Here is a 19,837-nt window from a genome sequence, read left to right as displayed (position 1 = left end):
GGTCGGAGAAAAAATATAGCAATATCAGTTGGATAGGGCCAAGTCCGATTGGGCTTTCGCGGGCTCTGCGGCCCGTTGCTTGAGCGATTGCATAACATTTGTGCGACGCACAAGGAATAAGCAGATCGCAAATTTCGCGTGCGCAGCAAGTCTGCGACAGGCTGGCGCAGCTTACGTAACATATTGATTATAAATTGGTTTCCGTGGTCTCGGCCTTGGCATGAAGCTTGAATAGTTCCAAGCCGACGCCATTGAAGCCGTCCCGCGAGACTTCTCATCCGAATTTGCTGACGCCACCCAGACGGGGGTCCCCTCGTCGCGCGTTCGCATGCGCCCTTTTCTGGCGTCACGGACGGACGGGCTGCTCGTGCGCACTGACGCAATCATTCGCAACGATGCAAAGGACGACACCAGCTATGACCAAGCGCATTCGCCGGCCTTCGGATAGTGGCCTCAGCCGCCGTCAATTGTTGAAGGCCGCCGGCTCAACCGCCGCCCTTCTCGCCGCCGCCAAGCTCAATTTCCCCGTCGGCGCTTTTGCGCAGGAAGCAGGCCCCGAGGTCAAGGGCGCCAAGCTCGGCTTCATCGCGCTCACCGACGCGACCCCGCTGTTCGTCGCCAAGGAGAAGGGCATCTTCGCGAAATACGGCATGCCCGACGTCGAGGTGCAGAAGCAGGCCTCGTGGGGCACAACGCGCGACAATCTCGTGCTCGGCTCCGAAGGCAACGGCATCGACGGTGCGCACATCCTGACGCCAATGCCGTATCTGATCTCCGCCGGCAAGGTGACGCAGAACAACCAGCCGACGCCGATGTACATTCTGGCGCGGCTCAACCTCAACGGCCAGTGCATTTCAGTTGCCAAGGAATACAGCGATCTGAAAGTCGGCGTAGACACCGCGCCGTTCAAGTCGGCGCTGGAGAAGAAGAAGGCTTCCGGCAAGTCCGTGAAGGCGGCGATGACCTTCCCGGGCGGTACCCACGACCTCTGGATCCGCTACTGGCTCGCGGCGGGCGGCATCGATCCGGACAAGGACATCGAGACCATCGTGGTGCCGCCGGCGCAAATGGTCGCCAACATGAAGATTGGCACCATGGATTGCTTCTGCGTCTGCGAACCATGGAATCTCCAGCTCATCCATCAGGAGATCGGTTACACCGCGCTCACCACCGGCGAGCTCTGGGACAAGCATCCCGAGAAATCGTTCGGCATGCGCGCGGCCTGGGTCGACAAATACCCGAAGGCGGCGAAAGCGCTGCTGATGGCGGTGATGGAAGCCCAGCAATGGTCCGAGAAGTTGGAGAACCGCGAGGAAGCGGCAGCGATCTGTGCCAAGCGGCAGTGGATCAACTGCCCGGTCGAGGACATCACCGACCGCATGAAGGGCAAGTTCGACTACGGTACCGGCCGCGTGGTCGATAACTCGCCGCAACAAATGCGTTTCTGGAAGGATCAGGCCTCCTATCCGTTTAGGAGCCACGACCTCTGGTTCCTCACCGAGGACATCCGCTGGGGCAAGTACGAAGCGAACTTCGACACCAAGGCGCTGATCGCCAAGGTCAACCGCGAGGACCTCTGGAAGGACGCGGCCAAGACGCTTGGCGTCGCGGCCGCCGACATCCCGGCTTCCACCTCGCGCGGCAAGGAGACCTTCTTCGACGGCAAGGTGTTCGATCCCGAAAATCCGGCGGCCTATCTGAAGTCGCTCGCGATCAAGCGCGTCGAAGTCTGATGAAGCCAGCGGCCGCCCCGGGGCGGCCGCATCGCCTTTTGAAGCCGGAGAGACATTTGCGATGAACATGCCTGCCACGAAGATGGACATTGAGACCGCGAAGCCTGCGGGCGCCGCCGCACCGGTCGTCGCGATGACACCGAAGCGCCCTCCGCGCACCGAGACCTATGCGCGGATGGGGAGGGAGACCGCGGTGCGCGTGATCCCGCCGCTGGTCGTGATCGCGCTGCTGATGCTGGTGTGGGAGCTCGTCTGTCGCCGCGCCGGCTCGGCGCTGCCGCCGCCGTCAAAAGTGTTCAAGGACACCAAGGAGCTGATCCTCGATCCGTTCTTCGACCATGGCGGCATCGACAAGGGACTGTTCTGGCATCTCTCCGCCAGCCTCCAGCGCGTCGCGCTCGGCTATTCGCTCTCGGCGATCGCCGGCATCGCGCTCGGCGTGCTGGTCGGCCAGTCGGTCTGGGCCATGCGCGGGCTCGATCCGCTGTTTCAGGTGCTGCGCACGATTCCGCCGCTCGCCTGGCTGCCGCTGTCGCTCGCCGCGTTCCGCGACGGCCAGCCCTCGGCGATCTTCGTCATCTTCATCACCTCGATCTGGCCGATCATCATCAACACCGCGGTTGGCATCCGCAACATCCCGCAGGACTATCGCAACGTCGCCGCCGTGGTGCAGCTCAATCCGCTCGAGTTCTTCGCCAAGATCATGATCCCGGCGGCGGCGCCCTACATCTTCACGGGCCTTCGCATCGGCATCGGCCTGTCCTGGCTCGCGATCGTCGCGGCGGAAATGCTGATCGGCGGTGTCGGCATCGGCTTCTTCATCTGGGACGCCTGGAACTCCTCGCATATCAGCGAAATCATCCTCGCGCTGTTCTATGTCGGCATCATCGGCTTCGTGCTCGATCGCCTCATCGCAGGCCTCGGCAAGATCGTCACCCGCGGCACGGCTCAGGGCTGAGGAGTAAACACATGACCGCCTATCTGAAGCTCGATCACATCGACAAGATCTTTACCCGCGGCGCTGCCGCGACCGAGGTGCTGAAGGACATCAATCTCACGATCGAGAAGGGCGAATATGTCTCGATCATCGGCCATTCCGGTTGCGGCAAGTCGACCCTGCTCAACATTATCGCTGGATTGACCACGGCCACCATCGGCGGCGTGCTGCTGGAGAACCGCGAAGTGAATTCGCCGGGGCCCGACCGCGCGGTGGTGTTCCAGAACCACAGCCTGCTGCCGTGGCTGACCGTCTACGAGAACGTCAAGCTCGGCGTCGACAAGGTTTTTGCCAGGACCAAGACGAGGGCCGAGCGCGACGCCTGGGTGATGCACAATCTCAACCTGGTGCAGATGGCCCATGCCAGGGACAAGCGTCCGTCCGAAATCTCCGGCGGCATGAAGCAGCGCGTCGGCATTGCGCGAGCGCTGGCAATGGAGCCGAAGGTGCTGCTGCTCGATGAGCCCTTCGGCGCGCTGGACGCGCTGACCCGGGCCCACTTGCAGGACTCGGTGATGGCGCTGCATCAGAAGCTCGGCAACACCATTTTGATGATCACCCACGACGTTGACGAGGCCGTGCTGTTGTCCGACCGCATCGTGATGATGACGAACGGGCCCTCCGCACGCATCGGCGAGGTGCTGGAGGTGCCGCTCGCGCGTCCCCGCAAGCGGCTCGAGCTCGCGACCAACACGACCTACCTAAAGTGCCGCCAGCGCGTGCTCGAATTCCTCTATGAGCGTCATCGCTTCGTCGAGGCCGCGTAACGCATCGTTAACGCGTCGCCTGTTTTTGGATCATCAAGCTCAATCCTTGTGCGCCGCACAAGGATTGAGCGAATCGCAAAATATGCGTGCGAAATCGCCTTGCAAAAATTTCGGGCAAGTCGAATAAGCCCCTGAATTCCTTATATTTCCCGACTGTACGCAATTGGCACGGAAGTTGAATTGCTTTGTCCGACGCCAACGACGACGTCCCTCAACATCATCAATCAGCATCGTGAACTCGCCATCGGGGCCTGGCCTCGACGCGCGCCTCCATGCCTGGAGGCAGAGCCTGCAACGAAGCAGAGGTGAGCCTAGAAGGGATTTGCAATGACCAAGAGTCCGACGTGGATATCTGACTGGCGCCCCGAAGATGAGGCGTTCTGGAATGCGGGCGGTAAAGTGATCGCCCGGCGTAACCTGATCTGGTCGATCGTCGCCGAGCATATCGGCTTCTCGGTGTGGCTGATCTGGAGCATCGTTGCGACCAAGCTGCCGCAGGCGGGCTTCCATTACTCCACCGACGAGCTGTTCCAGCTCGTGGCGGTGCCGGGGCTGATCGGCGCATTGATGCGCTTTCCATATACGTTCGCGGTCACGACCTTCGGCGGCCGCAACTGGACCATCTTCAGTGCGGCGATCCTGTTCATTCCGACGCTGTCGCTCGCCTATTTCGTCAGCGAGCCCGACACGCCATTCTGGCTGATGCTGCTGATCGCCTCGACCGCGGGTCTCGGCGGCGGCAATTTCGCCTCCAGCATGACCAACATCTCCTTCTTCTTCCCTGACAGGATGAAGGGATGGGCGCTGGGGCTGAACGCGGCCGGCGGCAATATCGGCGTCTCCAGCGTGCAGCTGCTGACCCCGATCCTGATGACGCTCGCGGTCATCAACCTGTTCCAGGCAAACCCGGTCGGCGGCGTGTATCTGCAAAACGCCGGCCTGATGTGGGTGCTGCCGATCGCGATCGCGGTGTTCGGTGCGGTGTTCTTCATGAACAATCTCACCACGGCGAAGTCGTCGATCAAGAACCAGCTGGCCATCGTCAAGCGCAAGCACACCTGGATCATGGCGTATCTCTATATCGGGACGTTCGGATCCTTCATCGGCTACTCCGCGGCGTTTCCGCTGCTGATCAAGACGCAGTTTCCGCAGGTGACGATTGCGATCGCGTTCCTCGGGCCCCTGGTCGGCTCGTTGTCGCGGCCGCTCGGCGGCTTGCTCGCCGACAAGATCGGCGGCTCCATCCTCACCTTCTGGAACTTCATGGCGATGGCGGCGGCGACGGTCGGGGTGCTCTACTTCGTCGGGCAGAAGGATTTCATCGGCTTCCTCGCGATGTTCCTGATCCTGTTCGTCACCACTGGCATCGGCAACGGCTCGACCTACCGCATGATCCCCTCGATCTTCCGCGAACAGAACCTGTTCAAGGTCCGCGGCAAGGGCGACGCGGCGCGCGCGGTCGCCTTGAATACGGCGAGCATCGAGAGCGGTGCAGCGGTCGGCTTCATCGGCGCGGTCGGTGCCGTCGGCGGTTATCTGATCCCGACCGGTTTCGGCAAGTCGATCGCCATGACCGGCGGGCCGCAGCTGGCGCTCGCGATCTATCTCGGCTTCTACGCGTCGTGCCTCGCTTTGACCTGGTGGTTCTACCTGCGTCGCAGCCCGCAGGGCGAAGGCGCGCCAAGCCTCGCCGAAGCGCGGGTGTGACACTTGGTACGAATCTCGCTTCTCCCCGTACGCGGGGAGAAGTCTCTCTGATGACGTTTGAGCCATGAACCTGGTTCGCAATGGCGCGCACCAAGGCAAACCGAAACAGGCAGGAGAACATCATGACGCCCGAGCAGATCACCCTCATCCAGCAGAGCTTTTCCAAGGTCGCGCCGATTTCGGAAGCAGCCTCGGTATTGTTCTACGATCGCCTGTTCGAGGTGGCGCCGTCCGTGCGCGCGATGTTTCCCGAGGACATGACCGAGCAGCGCAAGAAGCTGATGGGCATGCTCGCCGCCGTGGTCGGCGGTCTCTCGAACCTGAACTCGATTCTTCCCGCGGCCTCCGCGCTCGCCAAGCGTCATGTCGCTTACGGCGCCAAGGCCGAGCACTATCCCGTGGTCGGCGCGACCTTGCTGTGGACCCTCGAGAAGGGTCTTGGCGAAGCCTGGACGCCCGAACTCGCCACAGCCTGGACCGACGCTTACGGCGTGCTGTCCGGCTACATGATTTCCGAGGCCTACGGCGCGCAGGCGCAGGCCGCCGAATAGGAGATGCCTTGTGAGTGAGCCGCTCGTCATCGTCGGTAACGGTATGGCGGCCGCGCGTCTGGTCGACGAGCTCGCCAAGACCGCGCTCGGCCGCTACGCGGTCGCCGTGATCGGCGAGGAGCCGCGGCTCGCTTACAATCGCGTGCTGCTCTCATCCGTGCTGGCCGGCGAGACCGGCTCGCACGAGATCGAGCTGAGACCTGCCGACTGGTGGCGCGATCGCGGCGTCACCGTGCGCTACGGCTATCGCGTCACCGAGATCGACACCGGCCGCCGCGAGCTGAAGATCGCGGGCGAAGAAAGCATGGAATATTCCAAGCTCGTGCTCGCCACCGGATCGACGCCGTTGCGGCTCAACGTGCCGGGCGCCGATCTTGCCGGGGTTCACACCTTTCGCGACACCCGCGATGTCGATTTACTGCTGACACTTGCGGCGGCCAGGAAGCGCGTCGTCGTGGTCGGCGGTGGCCTGCTCGGGTTGGAGGCGGCCTATGGCCTCGCCAAGGCCGGCGCGCCGGTGACGTTGCTGCATCTGATGGACCGGCTGATGGAGCGCCAGCTCGACGGGCCGGCGGCCGATCTGCTCAAGACGCTGGTCGAGCGCAAGGGCATCCGCATCCTGCTCAATGCCAGCACGAAGTGCATTCATGGCGATGGCCAGGTGGAGGCCGTCGAGCTTGCCGACGGCAGCCGTCTCGAGGCCGACGCTGTGATCTTCGCCGCGGGCATCAGGCCCAACAGCGCGCTGGCCAAGGAGGCCGGCATCGCGGTCAACCGCGGCATCGTCGTCAATGACGAGATGCAGACGGCCTCGCCCGACATCTACGCGCTCGGCGAATGCGCCGAGCATCGCGGCACCTGCTACGGCCTCGTCGAGCCGGCCTACGAGCAGGCGCGTGTGCTGGCACAGCATCTCGCCGGGCGGCCCGCTTCCTATCCGGGCAGCGTGGTCTCGACCAATCTGAAGGTCTCCGGCGTCGGCGTGTTTTCTGCCGGCGATTTCATGGGCGGGAACGGCAGCGAGAGCCTCGTGCTGTCAGATCGCAGGCGTGGCACCTACAAGAAGCTTGTCATCGCAGATGGACGGCTCACCGGCGCGCTGCTGATCGGCGATACCGTCGATGCGCTCTGGTATCTCGGTCTGATCCGCAATCGCGAGAACGTCGCGGCGATCCGCGCCGACATGATGTTCGGCCGCGCGCTCGCGCTTCCTTCGAAAGCAGCTTGATATGACGGCGATCGACCCGAAACTCCGCGCCACCAAGACGACCTGCCCCTATTGCGGCGTCGGCTGCGGCGTGCTGGCGACACCCGACGGCAAGGGCGGCGCGGCGATCGCGGGCGACCCCGACCATCCTGCCAATTTCGGCCGGCTGTGCTCGAAGGGCTCCGCGCTCGGCGAGACCGTTGGCCTCGAAAGCCGGCTGCTCCATCCCATGATCCGCTGCAAGGGCGTGCTCGAGCGCGTCGCCTGGAGCGATGCGCTCGATCATGTCGCCCATCGCATGCAGCACATCGTCGCGCGCGACGGCGCCGATGCGGTCGCGTTCTATCTCTCGGGTCAGCTCCTGACCGAGGATTATTACGTCGCCAACAAGCTGATGAAGGGCTTTGTCGGCACCGCCAATGTCGACACCAATTCGCGGCTCTGCATGTCGTCCTCGGTTGCCGGCCACCGCCGCGCCTTCGGCGCCGACACCGTGCCGGGCTGCTACGAGGATCTCGACCAGGCCGATCTGCTCGTCTTCGTCGGCTCGAACGCCGCCTGGTGTCATCCGGTATTGTTCCAGCGCATGCTGAAGAACAAGCAGGAGCGCGGCGCGCGCATGGTCGTGATCGATCCGCGCCGCACCGACACCGCAACCGACGTCGATCTGTTCCTCGGCCTGAAGCCCGGCACCGACACTGCGCTGTTTTCCGGCCTGTTCGTCCATCTCGCCGACAACGGCGCGCTGGATCAGGATTACATCGCCAGCAACACGTCCGGGTTCGACGACGCGCTGGCACGCGCGCGCAGCATCGCCGGCAGCGTCACCGCGACCGCGCTGGCGACAGGTCTCACGGAGCAGGATGTCGCGACCTTCTTCAGGATGTTCCGCGACACCGAGCGGGTCGTCACGCTCTACTCGCAAGGCGTCAACCAGTCGGCGCAGGGCACCGACAAGGTCAACGCGATCCTGAACTGCCATCTCGCCACGGGGCGTATCGGCAAGCCCGGTGCATCGCCGTTCTCGCTGACCGGCCAGCCCAATGCGATGGGCGGCCGTGAGGTCGGCGGTCTCGCCAACCAGCTCGCCGCGCACATGAACTTCACGCCGCCCGACATCGACCGTGTCAGGCGGTTCTGGAGGGCGCCACGTATCGCCACCCATGAGGGGCTGAAAGCGGTGCAGCTGTTCGAGGCCATCAACCGCGGCGAGGTCAAGGCGCTGTGGGTGATGGGCACCAACCCGGCGGTGTCGCTGCCCGACGCCGACTTCGTCCGCGAGGCGCTGAAGAAGCTCGAGCTGTTTGTCGTCTCCGAGAACGTGCTGTCCAACGACACCGTCGATGCCGGCCCGCACGTGCTGCTGCCGGCGCTGGCGTGGGGCGAGAAGTCGGGCACCGTGACCAATTCCGAACGGCGCATCTCACGCCAGCGCTCGTTCCTGCCGGCGCCCGGCGAGGCGCGGCCGGATTGGTGGATCCTGAGCGAGACCGCAAAGCGCCTCGGCTTTGGCGAGAGCTTTAACTACAAATCCGCCGCGGATATCTTTCGCGAACATGCGGCGCTCTCGGCGTTCGAGAACAATGGCAGCCGCGATTTCGACATCGGCGCGCTCACTTCGCTGTCCGACGAAGCCTTCGATGCCTTGAAGCCGGTGCTGTGGCCCGCGCGCGAAGGCGAGGCGCCGGGTGAGCGCTTCTTCGCGCAGGGCGGCTTCTTCACCAATGACGGCAAGGGCCGCTTCGTCGCGCCCGAGGTGCCGGCCTTGCGTGGCGAGACCGGGCCGTCGCGTCCGCTGCGGCTCAACACCGGGCGCATCCGCGACCAGTGGCATACCATGACCCGCACGGGCCTCAGCCAGCGGCTCGGCGCGCATCTGCCCGAGCCGTTCGTCGAGATCCATCCCGATGACGCCAACAAATACAACATCGTCCATGACGGCTTTGCCCGTATCACCACCGATTACGGCCAGTGCATCCTGAAGGCCGTCGTCAGCGACCGCCAGCAGCGCGGCATGCTGTTCGCGCCGATCCACTGGAGCGCGATGAACGCCTCGCACGGTCGCGTCGGCGCGCTGGCCGCACCGTTCACCGATCCGTTCTCGGGGCAGCCGGAGTCGAAGGCGACTCCGGCCGCGATCACGCCATATGAATACGTCTTCCGCGGTTTTGCGCTCTCGCGAAAACCGCTCGATCTGCCGCCAAACCTGATGTGGACCCGCGTCGCTGTGACCGGCGGCTTCGGTTATCTCTTCGCCGACAATGCGGACCTTTCGCGCTGGCCGGCCTGGCTCGAGAGCGTCGCCGGCGAGGATGTCGCCGAGTATCGTGATTTCGGCGGCGGCGTTTTTCGTGCGGCTTCGTTTGATGGAGATCGCATCGAGACCTGCCTGTTCGTCGGCCCGGCGCATGATGCCGGCGATTGGGAGGTGGTGAAGAGCCTGTTCGTGGCCGATCTGGTCACCGACGACCAACGCCGCATGCTGCTATCAGGCAGGTCCAGCGAAGGCGCGGCATCGACCGGCCCCGTCGTCTGCGCCTGCTTCGGCGTCGGCCGCGGCACCATCTGCGACACGATTGCCGCCGGCGCGCGCACGGCGGCCGAGATCGGCGCAAAACTCAAGGCCGGCACCAATTGCGGCTCCTGCATCCCCGAGCTGAAGCGCCTGATCGCGACCACGGACGTGGTGGCGAAGCAAGTGAAGGTCGCGGGCGCGGCGGGTTAGAGGTTAAGAGGCGGTCTCGTGCCCCGGACGCTGCGCAGCACGAAGTGATGCGCTGCAGAGCCGGGGCCCATCTCACAGCGGAGTGTTTGGCTTTTCTGGGTCCCGGCTCTGCGCCGCAACGCTGGCGCGTTGCAGCGCGTCCGGGACACGAGAGTGGCGTGGTACCCGCACTCCCAAGGCTGCCATGCCTCCGCCCCAATCGACGCGCCATCGATTGTGCCCTATGCTGGTTGAGCCTGCCCACCACCCGTAAAAACAATGATGTACCTGGAAACGCCGCCGCGCCTGATCGAAACCGAAATCTTCTCCGCGATGCCCGACAAGTTCCGCCGCAAGAGCGTGCGGACCGATTGGGCCGATGCCAACCGGCCGGGTGTACCGACCGACAGCTTTATCGAAGGGCCGTCATTCGACAGCGACGGGCATCTCTACATCGTCGACATTCCCTTCGGCCGCATCTTCCGCATTGCGCCTGACGGCGAATGGTCGCTGGTGATCGAATACGAGGGATGGCCGAACGGATTGAAGATTGCAGCCGACGGCCGCATCCTGGTCGCGGACTACATGCACGGTATCATGGAGCTCGACGCCAGGGACGGCCGCATCAAGCCGATCCTGACCGCGCGCAATTCGGAATCGTTCCGCGGCTGTAACGACCTGCATCTCGCTTCCAATGGCGACATCTATTTCACGGACCAGGGCCAGACCGGCCTGCACGATCCCAGCGGCCGGGTCTATAAGCTGGCGCCGAGCGGCCGGCTCGATTGCCTGATCGATACCGGCATCAGCCCGAACGGCCTGGTGCTCGATCCCAGCGAAACCGTGCTGTTCGTCGCGATGACGCGCGACAATTCGGTGTGGCGGCTGCCGTTCATGAAGGACGGCAGCGTGTCCAAGGTCGGGCGCTTCTGCTCGCTATTCGGCACCAGCGGCCCCGATGGTATGACCATGGATGCTAAGGGGCGCCTGTTCGTCGGCCACGCCTCGCTCGGCCATGTCTTCGTGTTCGCGCCGAATGGTGAGCTGATCGCACGGATCAAATCGTGCGCGGGGCCGAACTGCACCAACGTCGCCATTGGTGGCGTGAAGAAGGATCGTCTCTATATCACGGAGTCAGCGACCGGCAGCGTGCTGGTCGCGGACATCAGCGGATTGTAGCGCTCTGCAGGAACACACATGAACACGCACCCCTTCGGCAAGACCGGCGCCAGCGTCTCCGTCATCGGGCAGGGCACCTGGTATCTCGACCATGGCGACCGCACGCGCGCGATCGCGGCGCTTCAGCGCGGGCTCGATCTCGGCATGACCCACATCGACACCGCCGAGATGTATGGCGATGCCGAGCTCGTGATTGCCGATGCGATTGATGGCCGTCGTGACGAGGTGTTCCTGGTTTCAAAGGTACTGCCGAGCAACGCCTCGCGCCGTGGCACCATCACGGCCTGCGAGCGTTCGCTCAAGCGGTTGAAGACCGACCGTCTCGATTGCTATCTGCTGCACTGGCGCGGCTCGTATCCGCTGGAGGACACTGTTGCCGCGTTCGAGGATTTGGTGAAGGCCGGCAAGATCAAATCCTGGGGCGTTTCGAATTTCGATGCCGATGATCTCGACGAAATACTCGGCGTCTCGGACGAGGGCCGCATCGCCTGCAATCAGGTGCTCTACCATCTCAAGGAGCGCGCGATCGAGCACGCGGTGATCCCGTGGTGCGAGCAGCATGGCGTCGCTGTCGTCGCCTATTCGCCGTTCGGTCATGACGATTTCCCTGCGAGCAACAGCAAAGGTGGCGCTGTGCTCGCGCGCATTGCTGAAGCACGTCGCGCGACGCCGCGTCAGATCGCGCTGAGCTTTCTCACCCGTGCGACTACGGTGGTGGCGATCCCGAAGGCGTCGTCCGCCGAACATGCCGGCGAAAATGCGGCAGCAGGTGATCTCGTGCTGACAAAGGATGAGATTTCTGCGCTGGATGCGGCGTTTCCGCGCGGTCCGAAGCCGCGCGGATTACCAATGCTGTAGTGCACAAAAGCCTATTATTAACGGAGCATTGACGCGCGCGGACGTCAGTGCATATCGGCATCCTGTTTTCGGAAGTTGTGAAAGCGGCGCAATTGTCGTTTTTTACGGTCGTTCCCGAATCGTATTTCCCAGGTTCCAGCCGTGACACCGCCGCCCGCCGCAGCCGCAAGGCTCGACAGTATTCCCATGCCCTTGCCGGAGAAGAAGCAGGCGACGCGCCGCGCACCCGCGCGCGTCGATCATCCCTTCAAGGGCATTGCGCTGGTGCTGCTGTCGACCATCTTTCTCGGCTGCTCCGACGTCACCGCAAAGTATCTCTCGACCAGCCTGCCGTCGATCGAGATCACCTGGATCCGCTTCGTCACGTTCGCGCTGATGTTCACGCCGGTGATGCTGCCGGCCTCGCCGATCTATGCGATGCGCACCGAGCGGCTCGGCCTTCAGCTGATGCGCGGCACCGCGCTGCTCGGCTCCTCGCTTTTCTTCATCACCGGGCTAAGCTTCCTGCCGATCGCGGAAGCTTCCGCCACGGGTTTCGTTTCGCCGCTGTTCGTCACCGCGCTGTCGATCATCTTCCTGAGCGAGAAGGTGGGCATGCGCCGCTGGATCGCGACCGCGATCGGCCTGACGGGCGTGATGATCATCCTGCGGCCGGGTTCGAGCGCGTTTCATGTCGCCGCGTTCTTCCCGATCATCTCGGCGTTTTGCTGGGCTGCCGCGCTGATCCTGACGCGCATGATCAGCGGGCGCGAAGCCGTCGTCACCACGATGGCGTATTCTGCGCTGACGGGCGTTGCGATCCTCAGCGTAATGGTGCCGTTCGTCTGGGTGACGCCGACCTGGACCGCGATCGGGCTCGGCATCGTGATCGGTGTCGCCTCCACCGTCGGGCAGTGGATCATCGTGCTGGCCTATCGCTACGGCGATGCCTCGGTGCTGGCGCCGTTCTCCTACACGCAGCTGCTGTGGGTCAGCATCTTGGGCTTCTTCCTGTTCGGAGAAGTGCCTGATGTCTGGACCATCGTCGGCGCGGCTTTCATCGTCGCCAGCGGTCTCTACATCGCTCATCGCGAGCGCATCCGCCGCGCCCAGCTCTTGATACTGGAAGAGCGTTCCCCTAACCCCTGACGCAATATTTCGACTCTGGCTTTGTGCTATCAACGGCTCCAACAAGATGGGAGGAGCCGATGCGCGCTGCGATTTTCAGAAACGGTGAAATTGTCGTTGGCCGGATGGCTGAGCCGAAGCCCGGCCCCGGCCAAGTGCTGGTCAAGACGCTCGCCTGCGGTATCTGCGGCTCCGACCTTCATGCGCGCCAGCACGCGCCGCGGATGGTGGAAATGGCGAGGAAGACCGGGCGACCGCCGATGGATCTGTCGCGCGACGTCGTGTTTGGTCACGAATTTTGCTGCGAGATCGTCGACTACGGCCCCGATACCGCGCGAAAACTCAAGCCGGGCACGCATGTCTGCTCGCTGCCGGCGCTGCTGACGCCGGAGGGCATCAAGGGCATCGGCTATTCCAACGATTTCGTCGGCGGTTATGCGGAGCAGATGCTGCTGAGCGAGCCGCTGCTGCTGGAAGTGCCGAACGGCCTTGCGCCGGAACATGCCGCGCTCACCGAACCGCTCGCGGTCGGCGTTCACGCGGTGGCGAAAGCCAATATAAGCGGCGGCGAAGTTCCGCTCGTCATCGGCTGCGGGCCGGTCGGGCTCGCGGTGATCGCCGCGCTGAAGATCAAAGGCCTGCACCCGATCGTCGCCGCCGATTATTCGCCGGCGCGGCGCGCGCTCGCAGCAAAGCTTGGCGCCGACATCGTGGTCGATCCCAGGGTATCGCAGCCCTATGCGACCTGGGCCGAGCACGCGCAGATGTCGGACGCGGAGAAGGCAGCGCGCCCTCCGCTCCAGGCGATGCTGCCGGCGCTGAAGCCTGCCATCATCTTCGAATGCGTCGGCGTGCCCGGCCTGTTGCAGCAGGTGTTCGAGGGCGCCCCGCGCGATGCGCGCATCGTGGTGGTCGGCGTCTGCATGGAGAGCGACAGAAATGAGCCCATGCTTGGCATCATGAAGGAGCTCAACGTCCAGTATGTGCTTGGCTACACGCCGGACGAATTCGCAAGCTCACTGCGCCTGATCGCGGAGGGGCAAGTGGATGCGGCCGCGATGGTGACAGCCGAGATCGGCATCGACGGCGTCGCCAAGGCGTTCGCCGACCTCGCCAATCCTGAAACCCACACCAAGATCATCGTGCAGCCCTGGCGATGACGGTTTCGTAGGGTGGGCAAAGGCGCGGAGCGCCGTGCCCACCATGCGTCGGCGTTGGTGGACGGAATGGTGGGCACGCTACGCTTTGCCCACCCTACGAGACCTCCGTCAATAGTTCGAAGGCACGTACATCTCCGGCGGGATCGGGCCGCGGTGATAATCGGGATTGCGCACGCGCGGCGGCAGCACGACCGGCGCGCGCGCGACCTCCTGATACGGCATCTGGCTGAGCAGATGCGCGATGCAGTTGAGCCGGGCGCGCTTCTTGTCGACGGCATCGACGATCCACCACGGCGAGTCCGGGAGGTGCGTATGCTCCAGCATCGTCTCCTTGGCCTTGGTGTAGGCCTCCCAGCGGCTGCGCGCCTCGACGTCCATCGGGCTCAGCTTCCACTGCTTGAGGGGATCCTTGATGCGCATGGTGAAGCGGAACTGCTGCTCGTCGTCGGTGATCGAGAACCAGTATTTGATCAGGATGGTGCCGGAGCGGATCAGCATCCGCTCGAACTCCGGCACCGACTGGAAGAACTCCTGGTACTGCTCGTCCGAGCAGAAGCCCATCACGCGCTCGACGCCGGCGCGGTTGTACCAGCTGCGGTCGAACAGAACCATTTCGCCGCCGGCCGGCAGGTGCGACACGTAGCGCTGGAAGTACCATTGTGTGCGCTCGCGCTCGCTCGGGGCGGGCAGCGCTGCGACGCGGCAGATGCGGGGATTGAGCCGTTGGGTGATGCGCTTGATGACGCCGCCCTTGCCGGCGGAATCGCGGCCCTCGAACAGCACCACGACCTTCTTCTTCTCGCTCTGCACCCAGTCCTGAAGCTTGACCAGCTCGCCTTGGAGCCGCAGCAGTTCCCGGAAATAAAGCCTGCGGTCGACTGTCGGGCCGGGCATGTCGGTCTCGCCCAGAAGCTCGTCGAGACGCGCGTCATCCAGCTCCATCTCCAGCTCCTCGTCGAGGTCGTCGGCCATCTCCTGAAGGATGCGCTCGCGCTTGGCGGTTTCGGAGGTGCGGTCGGATGCGGTCATGGCTACGGCTCTCGGGTGGGACGGGTGTCAAATGACCATCGGTGCCCTTTGTTTCATCCATGTGACAACGTCGCCTTTTGCGACCTCTCTCCGCTGTCACACCGGCAGCGCGATCGAGTATTTCACCTGGCTGAGCGCAAAGCTCGACTCGATCGAGGCGATGCCGTCGAGCCGGGTCAGCTTGGTCTTGAGAAAAGTCTCGTAGGAGGCGAGGTCGGCGGCGACGACCCGGAGCAGGTAGTCGCGGTTGCCGGTCATCAGATAGCACTCCAAAACTTCGTCCCATTTCGAGATCGATCGGGCGAAGCGGTTGAGATCCTCCTCCTTCTGCCGCGCCAGCTTGATCGAGATGAAGACGCTGACATGCAGGCCGAGCGCCTTCTGGTCGACGGTCGCGATGTAGCGCGAGATCACGCCGCGCTCTTCCAGCAGCTTGACCCGGCGGTGGCAGGGCGAGACCGAGAGCCCGACCTTGTCGGCGAGCTCCTGCATGGTCAGCCGGCTGTCGTTCTGAAGCAGCGCGAGGATTTTTCGGTCGATGGCGTCGAGCTCGGACATTGGGATGAAACCTGTATTTTTAGGGTAATGATTGGTATGATATCCCAATATCGGCAGGTATGACGCGAAAAATTGAGAAATCTGGCGCGGCCCGCAGGCGTATGATCGGGGCCTTGTTGTCCGGAGCATCACCATGCCCGTCGATTCCGCTCGCCTTGAAACGCTGACTGCGCTGTCCCGCAAGGCGCTGTGGCTGTCGTCATGGACCATCCACCATGCCAACCACATTCGCCCGAGCACGGATGGCTTGAAGGTCGGGGGACACCAGGCGTCGTCCGCCTCGCTCGCCACCATCATGTCGGCGTTGTACTTCCACGTGTTGAAACCGGAGGATCGCGTCGCGGTGAAGCCGCATGCGAGCCCGGTGTTCCACGCCATCCAGTATCTGTTCGGCCGCCAGAGCCGCGAGAAGCTGGAGAATTTCCGCGGCTTCAAGGGCGCACAGTCCTATCCCTCGCGCACCAAGGATGTCGACGACGTCGATTTCTCCACCGGCTCCGTCGGCCTCGGCGTCGCGCAGACGCTGTTCGCCTCACTGGTGCAGGACTACGTCAAGGCGCATGGCTGGATGAAGGATCGCCGCGAAGGGCGGATGATCGCGCTGGTCGGCGATGCCGAGATGGACGAGGGCAACATCTGGGAGGCACTCGCCGAAGGCTGGAAGCACGGCTTGCGCAACACCTGGTGGGTGGTCGACTATAACCGCCAGTCGCTCGACGCCGTCGTGCGCGAAGGGCTCTGGGAAAAATTCGAGGCCATGTTCCGCAATTTCGGCTGGGACGTGGTCATCGTGAAATACGGCCGCCTGATGCGCGAAGCTTTCGCGGAGCCCGGCGGCGAGGCGCTGAAGCGCTGGATCGACAATTGTCCGAACGCGCTCTACGCCGCGCTGTGTTTTCAGGGCGGTGCCGCGTTCCGCAAACATCTGCATGACGAGATCGGCGATCAGGGCCCAATTACAAAATTGATCGACAAGCGCAGTGACGAGGAGCTGCTGGCGCTGATGTCGAATCTCGGCGGCCACGACATGGCGAGCATGCTGGAGGCGTTCGAACAGATCGACCATGATCGCCCGGTCTGCTTCATCGCCTACACCATCAAGGGCGTCGGCCTGCCGTTCCAGGGCCACAAGGACAACCATGCCGGCCTGATGACGGTCGCGCAGATGGAGAAATATCGCGAGAGCCAGAACATCCGCCCCGGCCACGAATGGGACAAGTATGAGGGCCTTTCGCAGAGCGCCGCCGAGCTCGACGCCTTTCTCGCACGCGTGCCGTTCAACCAGGATGGTCGCCGCCTGACCGCGCCTGTTGTCGAGGTGCCCCAGCAGCTGGCCTTCAAGCCGTCGCCGCAGATGTCGACGCAGCAGGGCTTTGGCCTCGTGCTGAACGAGATTGCGCGCGGCGACAGCGAACTGGCGAAGCGCATCGTCACGACGTCGCCCGACGTCACCGTTTCGACCAATCTCGGTCCGTGGGTGAATCGGCGCGGCCTGTTCGCGCGCGCCGAGAAGGCGGACTTATTCCGCAGCGAGAAAATTCCGTCCACGTTCAATTGGGATTTTTCGCCAAAAGGCCAGCATCTCGAGCTCGGCATTGCCGAGATGAACCTGTTCATCATGCTCTCGGCGCTCGGCCTGTCGCACCAGATCAACGGCGCGCGGCTGCTGCCGGTCGGCACGCTCTACGATCCCTTCATCGAGCGCGGCCTCGATGCGCTGAACTATGCCTGCTACCAGGATGCGCGCTTCATGGTGGCGGCGACGCCATCGGGCATCACGCTGGCGCCGGAGGGCGGCGCGCACCAGTCGATCGCGACGCCGCTGATCGGCATGGCGCAGGACGGGCTCGCCTCGTTCGAGCCGGCCTTCGTCGACGAACTCGCCGTGATCATGGCTTTCGGCTTTGAGCACATGCAGCGTGATCCGGGCGAGGGCGGTTCCGTCTATCTGCGGCTGTCGACGCGCAGCATCGAGCAGGCGCAGCGCATCATGAGTCCGGAACTTGCGCAGGGCATTACCGACGGCGCGTATTGGCTGCGCAAGCCGGGCCCGAATGCCGAACTCGTGATCGCCTATACCGGCGCGGTCGCGCCCGAGGCGATCGAGGCGACCGGCTTCATCGGCGAGAGCCGCCGCGACATCGGCCTGCTGGCGATCACTTCGGCCGACCGTCTCCATTCGGGCTGGACCGCCGCGCGAAAGTTGCGGCGGGACCGGCGCGGCGTGCAGCATCTCAGCCACATTGAAAAACTGCTGGCGCCGTTGCCGCGCGACTGTGGCATCGTGACCGTGATCGACGGTCACCCGGCGTCGCTCGGCTGGCTCGGCAGCGTCCGCGGCCATCGCGTCGAGGCGCTCGGCGTGGAGCAGTTCGGCCAGACCGGCACGGTCGCGGACCTCTATCGCCATTACGGCATCGACGCGAATGCGATCATCGATGCGGCGGAAAGCCTCACCACCGGCGCGCCCGTCCTGCATCGCAAGATGGCGGTGTGATCGCTCGCGTGGGCCCCGGCTCTGCAGCGCACCGCTGAAGTAGCGCTGCGCTGCGTCCGGCGCACGAGAGTGGTTCGGCTCGGTAAAATCTCGTGTCCCGGACGCGGCGCGGCATGAAATGACGCGACGCTGAGCCGGGACCCACGGCGCTTGCCTCGGTTCGCACCAAGTCCCATATTCCGCGCGTCCGCCGCAACGCTGGCCCCGCATATGGCGGGTTCAATTGCCGGCGCTTTCGTGCAAGGATGCCTGCCGAAACGCCCCCTCCAAGCCCCCAAGAAGAGGTTAACGATGGTCAATCGCATGCAATTCTACATCGACGGCGCCTGGGTCGATCCCGCCGTCAAGAAGTCCACCGCCGTGGTCAATCCGGCGACGGAAGAGGCGATGTACGAGGTTGCGCTGGGCTCCAAGGCCGACGTCGACAAGGCTGTCGCCGCCGCCAAGCGCGCGTTCGTGACGTTCTCCCAGACCAGCCGCGACGAGCGCGTCGCGCTGCTTTCGAAGGTGATCGAGATCTATAAGGGCCGTCTCAAGGAGATCGGTGCCGCCGTCTCCGACGAGATGGGCGCGCCGCTGCCGATGGCGGAAAAACTCCAGGCCGGCGCCGGCCTCGGTCATCTCATGACCACGCTCGACGTGCTCAAGAACTATCATTTCGAGGAGCCGGTCGGCACCGCCATGGTGCTGCGCGAGCCGGTCGGTGTGGTCGGCATGATCACGCCCTGGAACTGGCCGCTCAACCAGATCGCCTGCAAGGTCGCGCCCGCGCTCGCCGCCGGCTGCACCATGATTCTGAAGCCGTCGGAGTTCACCCCGACCTCGGCCTTGATCTTTGCGGAAATCCTCCACGAAGCCGGTGTTCCCAAGGGCGTGTTCAACCTCGTCAACGGCCTCGGCCCCGAGGTCGGCGCTGCCATGAGCGAGCATCCCGATATCGACATGATCTCGTTCACCGGCTCAACCCGCGCCGGTATCGACGTGGCCAAGCGCGCGGCGCCGACCGTGAAGCGCGTCAGCCAGGAGCTCGGCGGCAAGTCGCCGAACGTCATCCTCGAAGGCGCCGACCTGACCAAGGCGGTGACCGGCGGCGTGATGCACATGTTCAACAACTCCGGCCAGTCCTGCAACGCGCCCTCGCGCATGATCGTGCCGTTGTCGAAGATGAAGGAAGTCGCCGCGATTGCGAAGGCTGTCGCCGACAAGACCAAGGCCGGTGATCCCCGCGCCGAAGGCACCACCATCGGTCCCGTCGTCAACCGCGGCCAGTGGGACAAGATCCAGGGCCTCATCAAGAAGGGCATCGACGAGGGCGCAACGCTCGTCGCCGGCGGCCCGGGCCTGCCCGAGGGTGTCAACAAGGGCTTCTATGTCCGTCCGACCATCTTCGCCGACGTCACCCCCGACATGACGATCGCCCGCGAGGAGATCTTCGGACCGGTGCTGACCATCATCGGCGCCAAGGACGAAGCCGACGCCGTGCACATCGCCAATGACACGCCGTATGGTCTCGCCGGCTACGTTTCGGCCGACACGGTCGATAGCGCCAAGCGCGTCGCGCGTCAGATCCGCGCCGGCAACGTCAACCTCCAGGGCGTGCCCAACGACCGCACCGCGCCGTTCGGCGGCTACAAGCAGTCCGGCAACGGCCGCGAGTGGGGCAAGTACGGCCTCGAGGACTTCCTCGAAGTGAAAGCGGTTGCGGGCTTCAACGCGGCGTAAGCGCTATCGTTTGAACCAACATGACGCCGGAGCGGGAAGCCGCTCCGGCGTTTTGCTTTTT

The 19,837-nt window shown here is 64.0% G+C and carries 15 protein-coding genes; 13 read left to right on the top strand and 2 right to left on the bottom strand.

The annotated features are described in order from the left end of the window. Positions 1-416: 416 nt before the first annotated feature. The 11 genes from IVB29_RS06285 (at position 417) to IVB29_RS06235 (ending at position 13,970) form a co-directional block, all read left to right on the top strand. Complete coding sequence (locus IVB29_RS06285) at positions 417-1,733, top strand: CmpA/NrtA family ABC transporter substrate-binding protein (RefSeq protein ID WP_247502531.1); 1,317 nt, start codon at positions 417-419, stop codon at positions 1,731-1,733. Between the two features lie 61 nt (positions 1,734-1,794). Then, positions 1,795-2,691, top strand: a complete 897-nt coding sequence (ntrB, locus tag IVB29_RS06280) for a nitrate ABC transporter permease (RefSeq protein ID WP_247502530.1) — start codon at positions 1,795-1,797, stop codon at positions 2,689-2,691. 11 nt (positions 2,692-2,702) lie between these two features. Further along, entirely contained in the window at positions 2,703-3,497 is a 795-nt protein-coding gene (locus tag IVB29_RS06275; protein WP_247502529.1) for an ABC transporter ATP-binding protein, read from the top strand. A 327-nt stretch (positions 3,498-3,824) separates the two neighbouring features. Then, complete coding sequence (locus IVB29_RS06270; protein ID WP_247502528.1) at positions 3,825-5,204, top strand: MFS transporter; 1,380 nt, start codon at positions 3,825-3,827, stop codon at positions 5,202-5,204. A 122-nt stretch (positions 5,205-5,326) separates the two neighbouring features. Then, positions 5,327-5,755: a globin family protein gene (locus IVB29_RS06265; RefSeq protein WP_092024728.1), complete on the top strand. Its 429-nt coding sequence runs from the start codon at positions 5,327-5,329 to the stop codon at positions 5,753-5,755. 10 nt (positions 5,756-5,765) lie between these two features. Next, positions 5,766-6,983 carry an FAD-dependent oxidoreductase gene (locus IVB29_RS06260; protein ID WP_247502527.1) on the top strand — a complete coding sequence of 406 codons (1,218 nt, stop codon included), beginning with the start codon at positions 5,766-5,768 and terminating at the stop codon, positions 6,981-6,983. A 1-nt stretch (position 6,984) separates the two neighbouring features. Further along, entirely contained in the window at positions 6,985-9,687 is a 2,703-nt protein-coding gene (locus IVB29_RS06255; RefSeq protein WP_247502526.1) for a nitrate reductase, read from the top strand. A 261-nt stretch (positions 9,688-9,948) separates the two neighbouring features. After that, positions 9,949-10,845, top strand: a complete 897-nt coding sequence (locus IVB29_RS06250) for an SMP-30/gluconolactonase/LRE family protein (protein ID WP_247502958.1) — start codon at positions 9,949-9,951, stop codon at positions 10,843-10,845. Between the two features lie 18 nt (positions 10,846-10,863). After that, entirely contained in the window at positions 10,864-11,703 is an 840-nt protein-coding gene (locus IVB29_RS06245) for an aldo/keto reductase (RefSeq protein WP_247502525.1), read from the top strand. Positions 11,704-11,889: 186 nt separating this feature from the next. Then, positions 11,890-12,831 (top strand): DMT family transporter, encoded by a 942-nt coding sequence (locus IVB29_RS06240; protein ID WP_247502957.1) that lies wholly within the window; start codon positions 11,890-11,892, stop codon positions 12,829-12,831. A 59-nt stretch (positions 12,832-12,890) separates the two neighbouring features. Further along, on the top strand, positions 12,891-13,970 hold the full coding sequence (locus tag IVB29_RS06235; RefSeq protein ID WP_247502524.1) for a zinc-binding dehydrogenase: 1,080 nt from the start codon (positions 12,891-12,893) through the stop codon (positions 13,968-13,970). A 108-nt stretch (positions 13,971-14,078) separates the two neighbouring features. Here IVB29_RS06235 and ppk2 read toward each other — a convergent pair whose 3' ends face one another. After that, a complete protein-coding gene (ppk2, locus tag IVB29_RS06230) occupies positions 14,079-14,999 on the bottom strand; it encodes a polyphosphate kinase 2 (RefSeq protein WP_247502523.1) in 921 nt (306 codons plus the stop codon). A 96-nt stretch (positions 15,000-15,095) separates the two neighbouring features. Then, positions 15,096-15,557, bottom strand: a complete 462-nt coding sequence (locus tag IVB29_RS06225; protein WP_247502522.1) for an Lrp/AsnC family transcriptional regulator — start codon at positions 15,555-15,557, stop codon at positions 15,096-15,098. 133 nt (positions 15,558-15,690) lie between these two features. On the opposite strand from IVB29_RS06225, the gene IVB29_RS06220 reads away from it, so the two are divergent. Next, a complete protein-coding gene (locus IVB29_RS06220) occupies positions 15,691-18,054 on the top strand; it encodes a transketolase (RefSeq protein ID WP_247502521.1) in 2,364 nt (787 codons plus the stop codon). A 291-nt stretch (positions 18,055-18,345) separates the two neighbouring features. Next, positions 18,346-19,776 carry an aldehyde dehydrogenase family protein gene (locus IVB29_RS06215; protein ID WP_247502520.1) on the top strand — a complete coding sequence of 477 codons (1,431 nt, stop codon included), beginning with the start codon at positions 18,346-18,348 and terminating at the stop codon, positions 19,774-19,776. The last annotated feature ends 61 nt before the right edge of the window (positions 19,777-19,837 follow it).

It is taken from the genome of Bradyrhizobium sp. 1 (assembly GCF_023073315.1).
Taxonomy (GTDB): domain Bacteria; phylum Pseudomonadota; class Alphaproteobacteria; order Rhizobiales; family Xanthobacteraceae; genus Bradyrhizobium.
The sequence above is the reverse complement of the archived record's forward strand: the minus strand, read 5'-3'. Positions and strand labels throughout refer to the sequence as shown.

Excerpts from the sequence above, each read along its gene's own strand:
- IVB29_RS06255 (WP_247502526.1), top strand. The coding sequence starts at position 6,985 with ATGACGGCGATCGACCCGAAACTCCGCGCCACCAAGACGACCTGCCCC.
- ntrB (WP_247502530.1), top strand. The coding sequence starts at position 1,795 with ATGAACATGCCTGCCACGAAGATGGACATTGAGACCGCGAAGCCTGCG.
- IVB29_RS06235 (WP_247502524.1), top strand. The coding sequence starts at position 12,891 with ATGCGCGCTGCGATTTTCAGAAACGGTGAAATTGTCGTTGGCCGGATG.
- IVB29_RS06215 (WP_247502520.1), top strand. The coding sequence starts at position 18,346 with ATGGTCAATCGCATGCAATTCTACATCGACGGCGCCTGGGTCGATCCC.
- IVB29_RS06250 (WP_247502958.1), top strand. The coding sequence starts at position 9,949 with ATGTACCTGGAAACGCCGCCGCGCCTGATCGAAACCGAAATCTTCTCC.
- IVB29_RS06275 (WP_247502529.1), top strand. The coding sequence starts at position 2,703 with ATGACCGCCTATCTGAAGCTCGATCACATCGACAAGATCTTTACCCGC.
- IVB29_RS06245 (WP_247502525.1), top strand. The coding sequence starts at position 10,864 with ATGAACACGCACCCCTTCGGCAAGACCGGCGCCAGCGTCTCCGTCATC.
- IVB29_RS06285 (WP_247502531.1), top strand. The coding sequence starts at position 417 with ATGACCAAGCGCATTCGCCGGCCTTCGGATAGTGGCCTCAGCCGCCGT.
- IVB29_RS06225 (WP_247502522.1), bottom strand. The coding sequence starts at position 15,557 with ATGTCCGAGCTCGACGCCATCGACCGAAAAATCCTCGCGCTGCTTCAG.
- IVB29_RS06265 (WP_092024728.1), top strand. The coding sequence starts at position 5,327 with ATGACGCCCGAGCAGATCACCCTCATCCAGCAGAGCTTTTCCAAGGTC.
- IVB29_RS06270 (WP_247502528.1), top strand. The coding sequence starts at position 3,825 with ATGACCAAGAGTCCGACGTGGATATCTGACTGGCGCCCCGAAGATGAG.
- ppk2 (WP_247502523.1), bottom strand. The coding sequence starts at position 14,999 with ATGACCGCATCCGACCGCACCTCCGAAACCGCCAAGCGCGAGCGCATC.
- IVB29_RS06240 (WP_247502957.1), top strand. The coding sequence starts at position 11,890 with ATGCCCTTGCCGGAGAAGAAGCAGGCGACGCGCCGCGCACCCGCGCGC.
- IVB29_RS06220 (WP_247502521.1), top strand. The coding sequence starts at position 15,691 with ATGCCCGTCGATTCCGCTCGCCTTGAAACGCTGACTGCGCTGTCCCGC.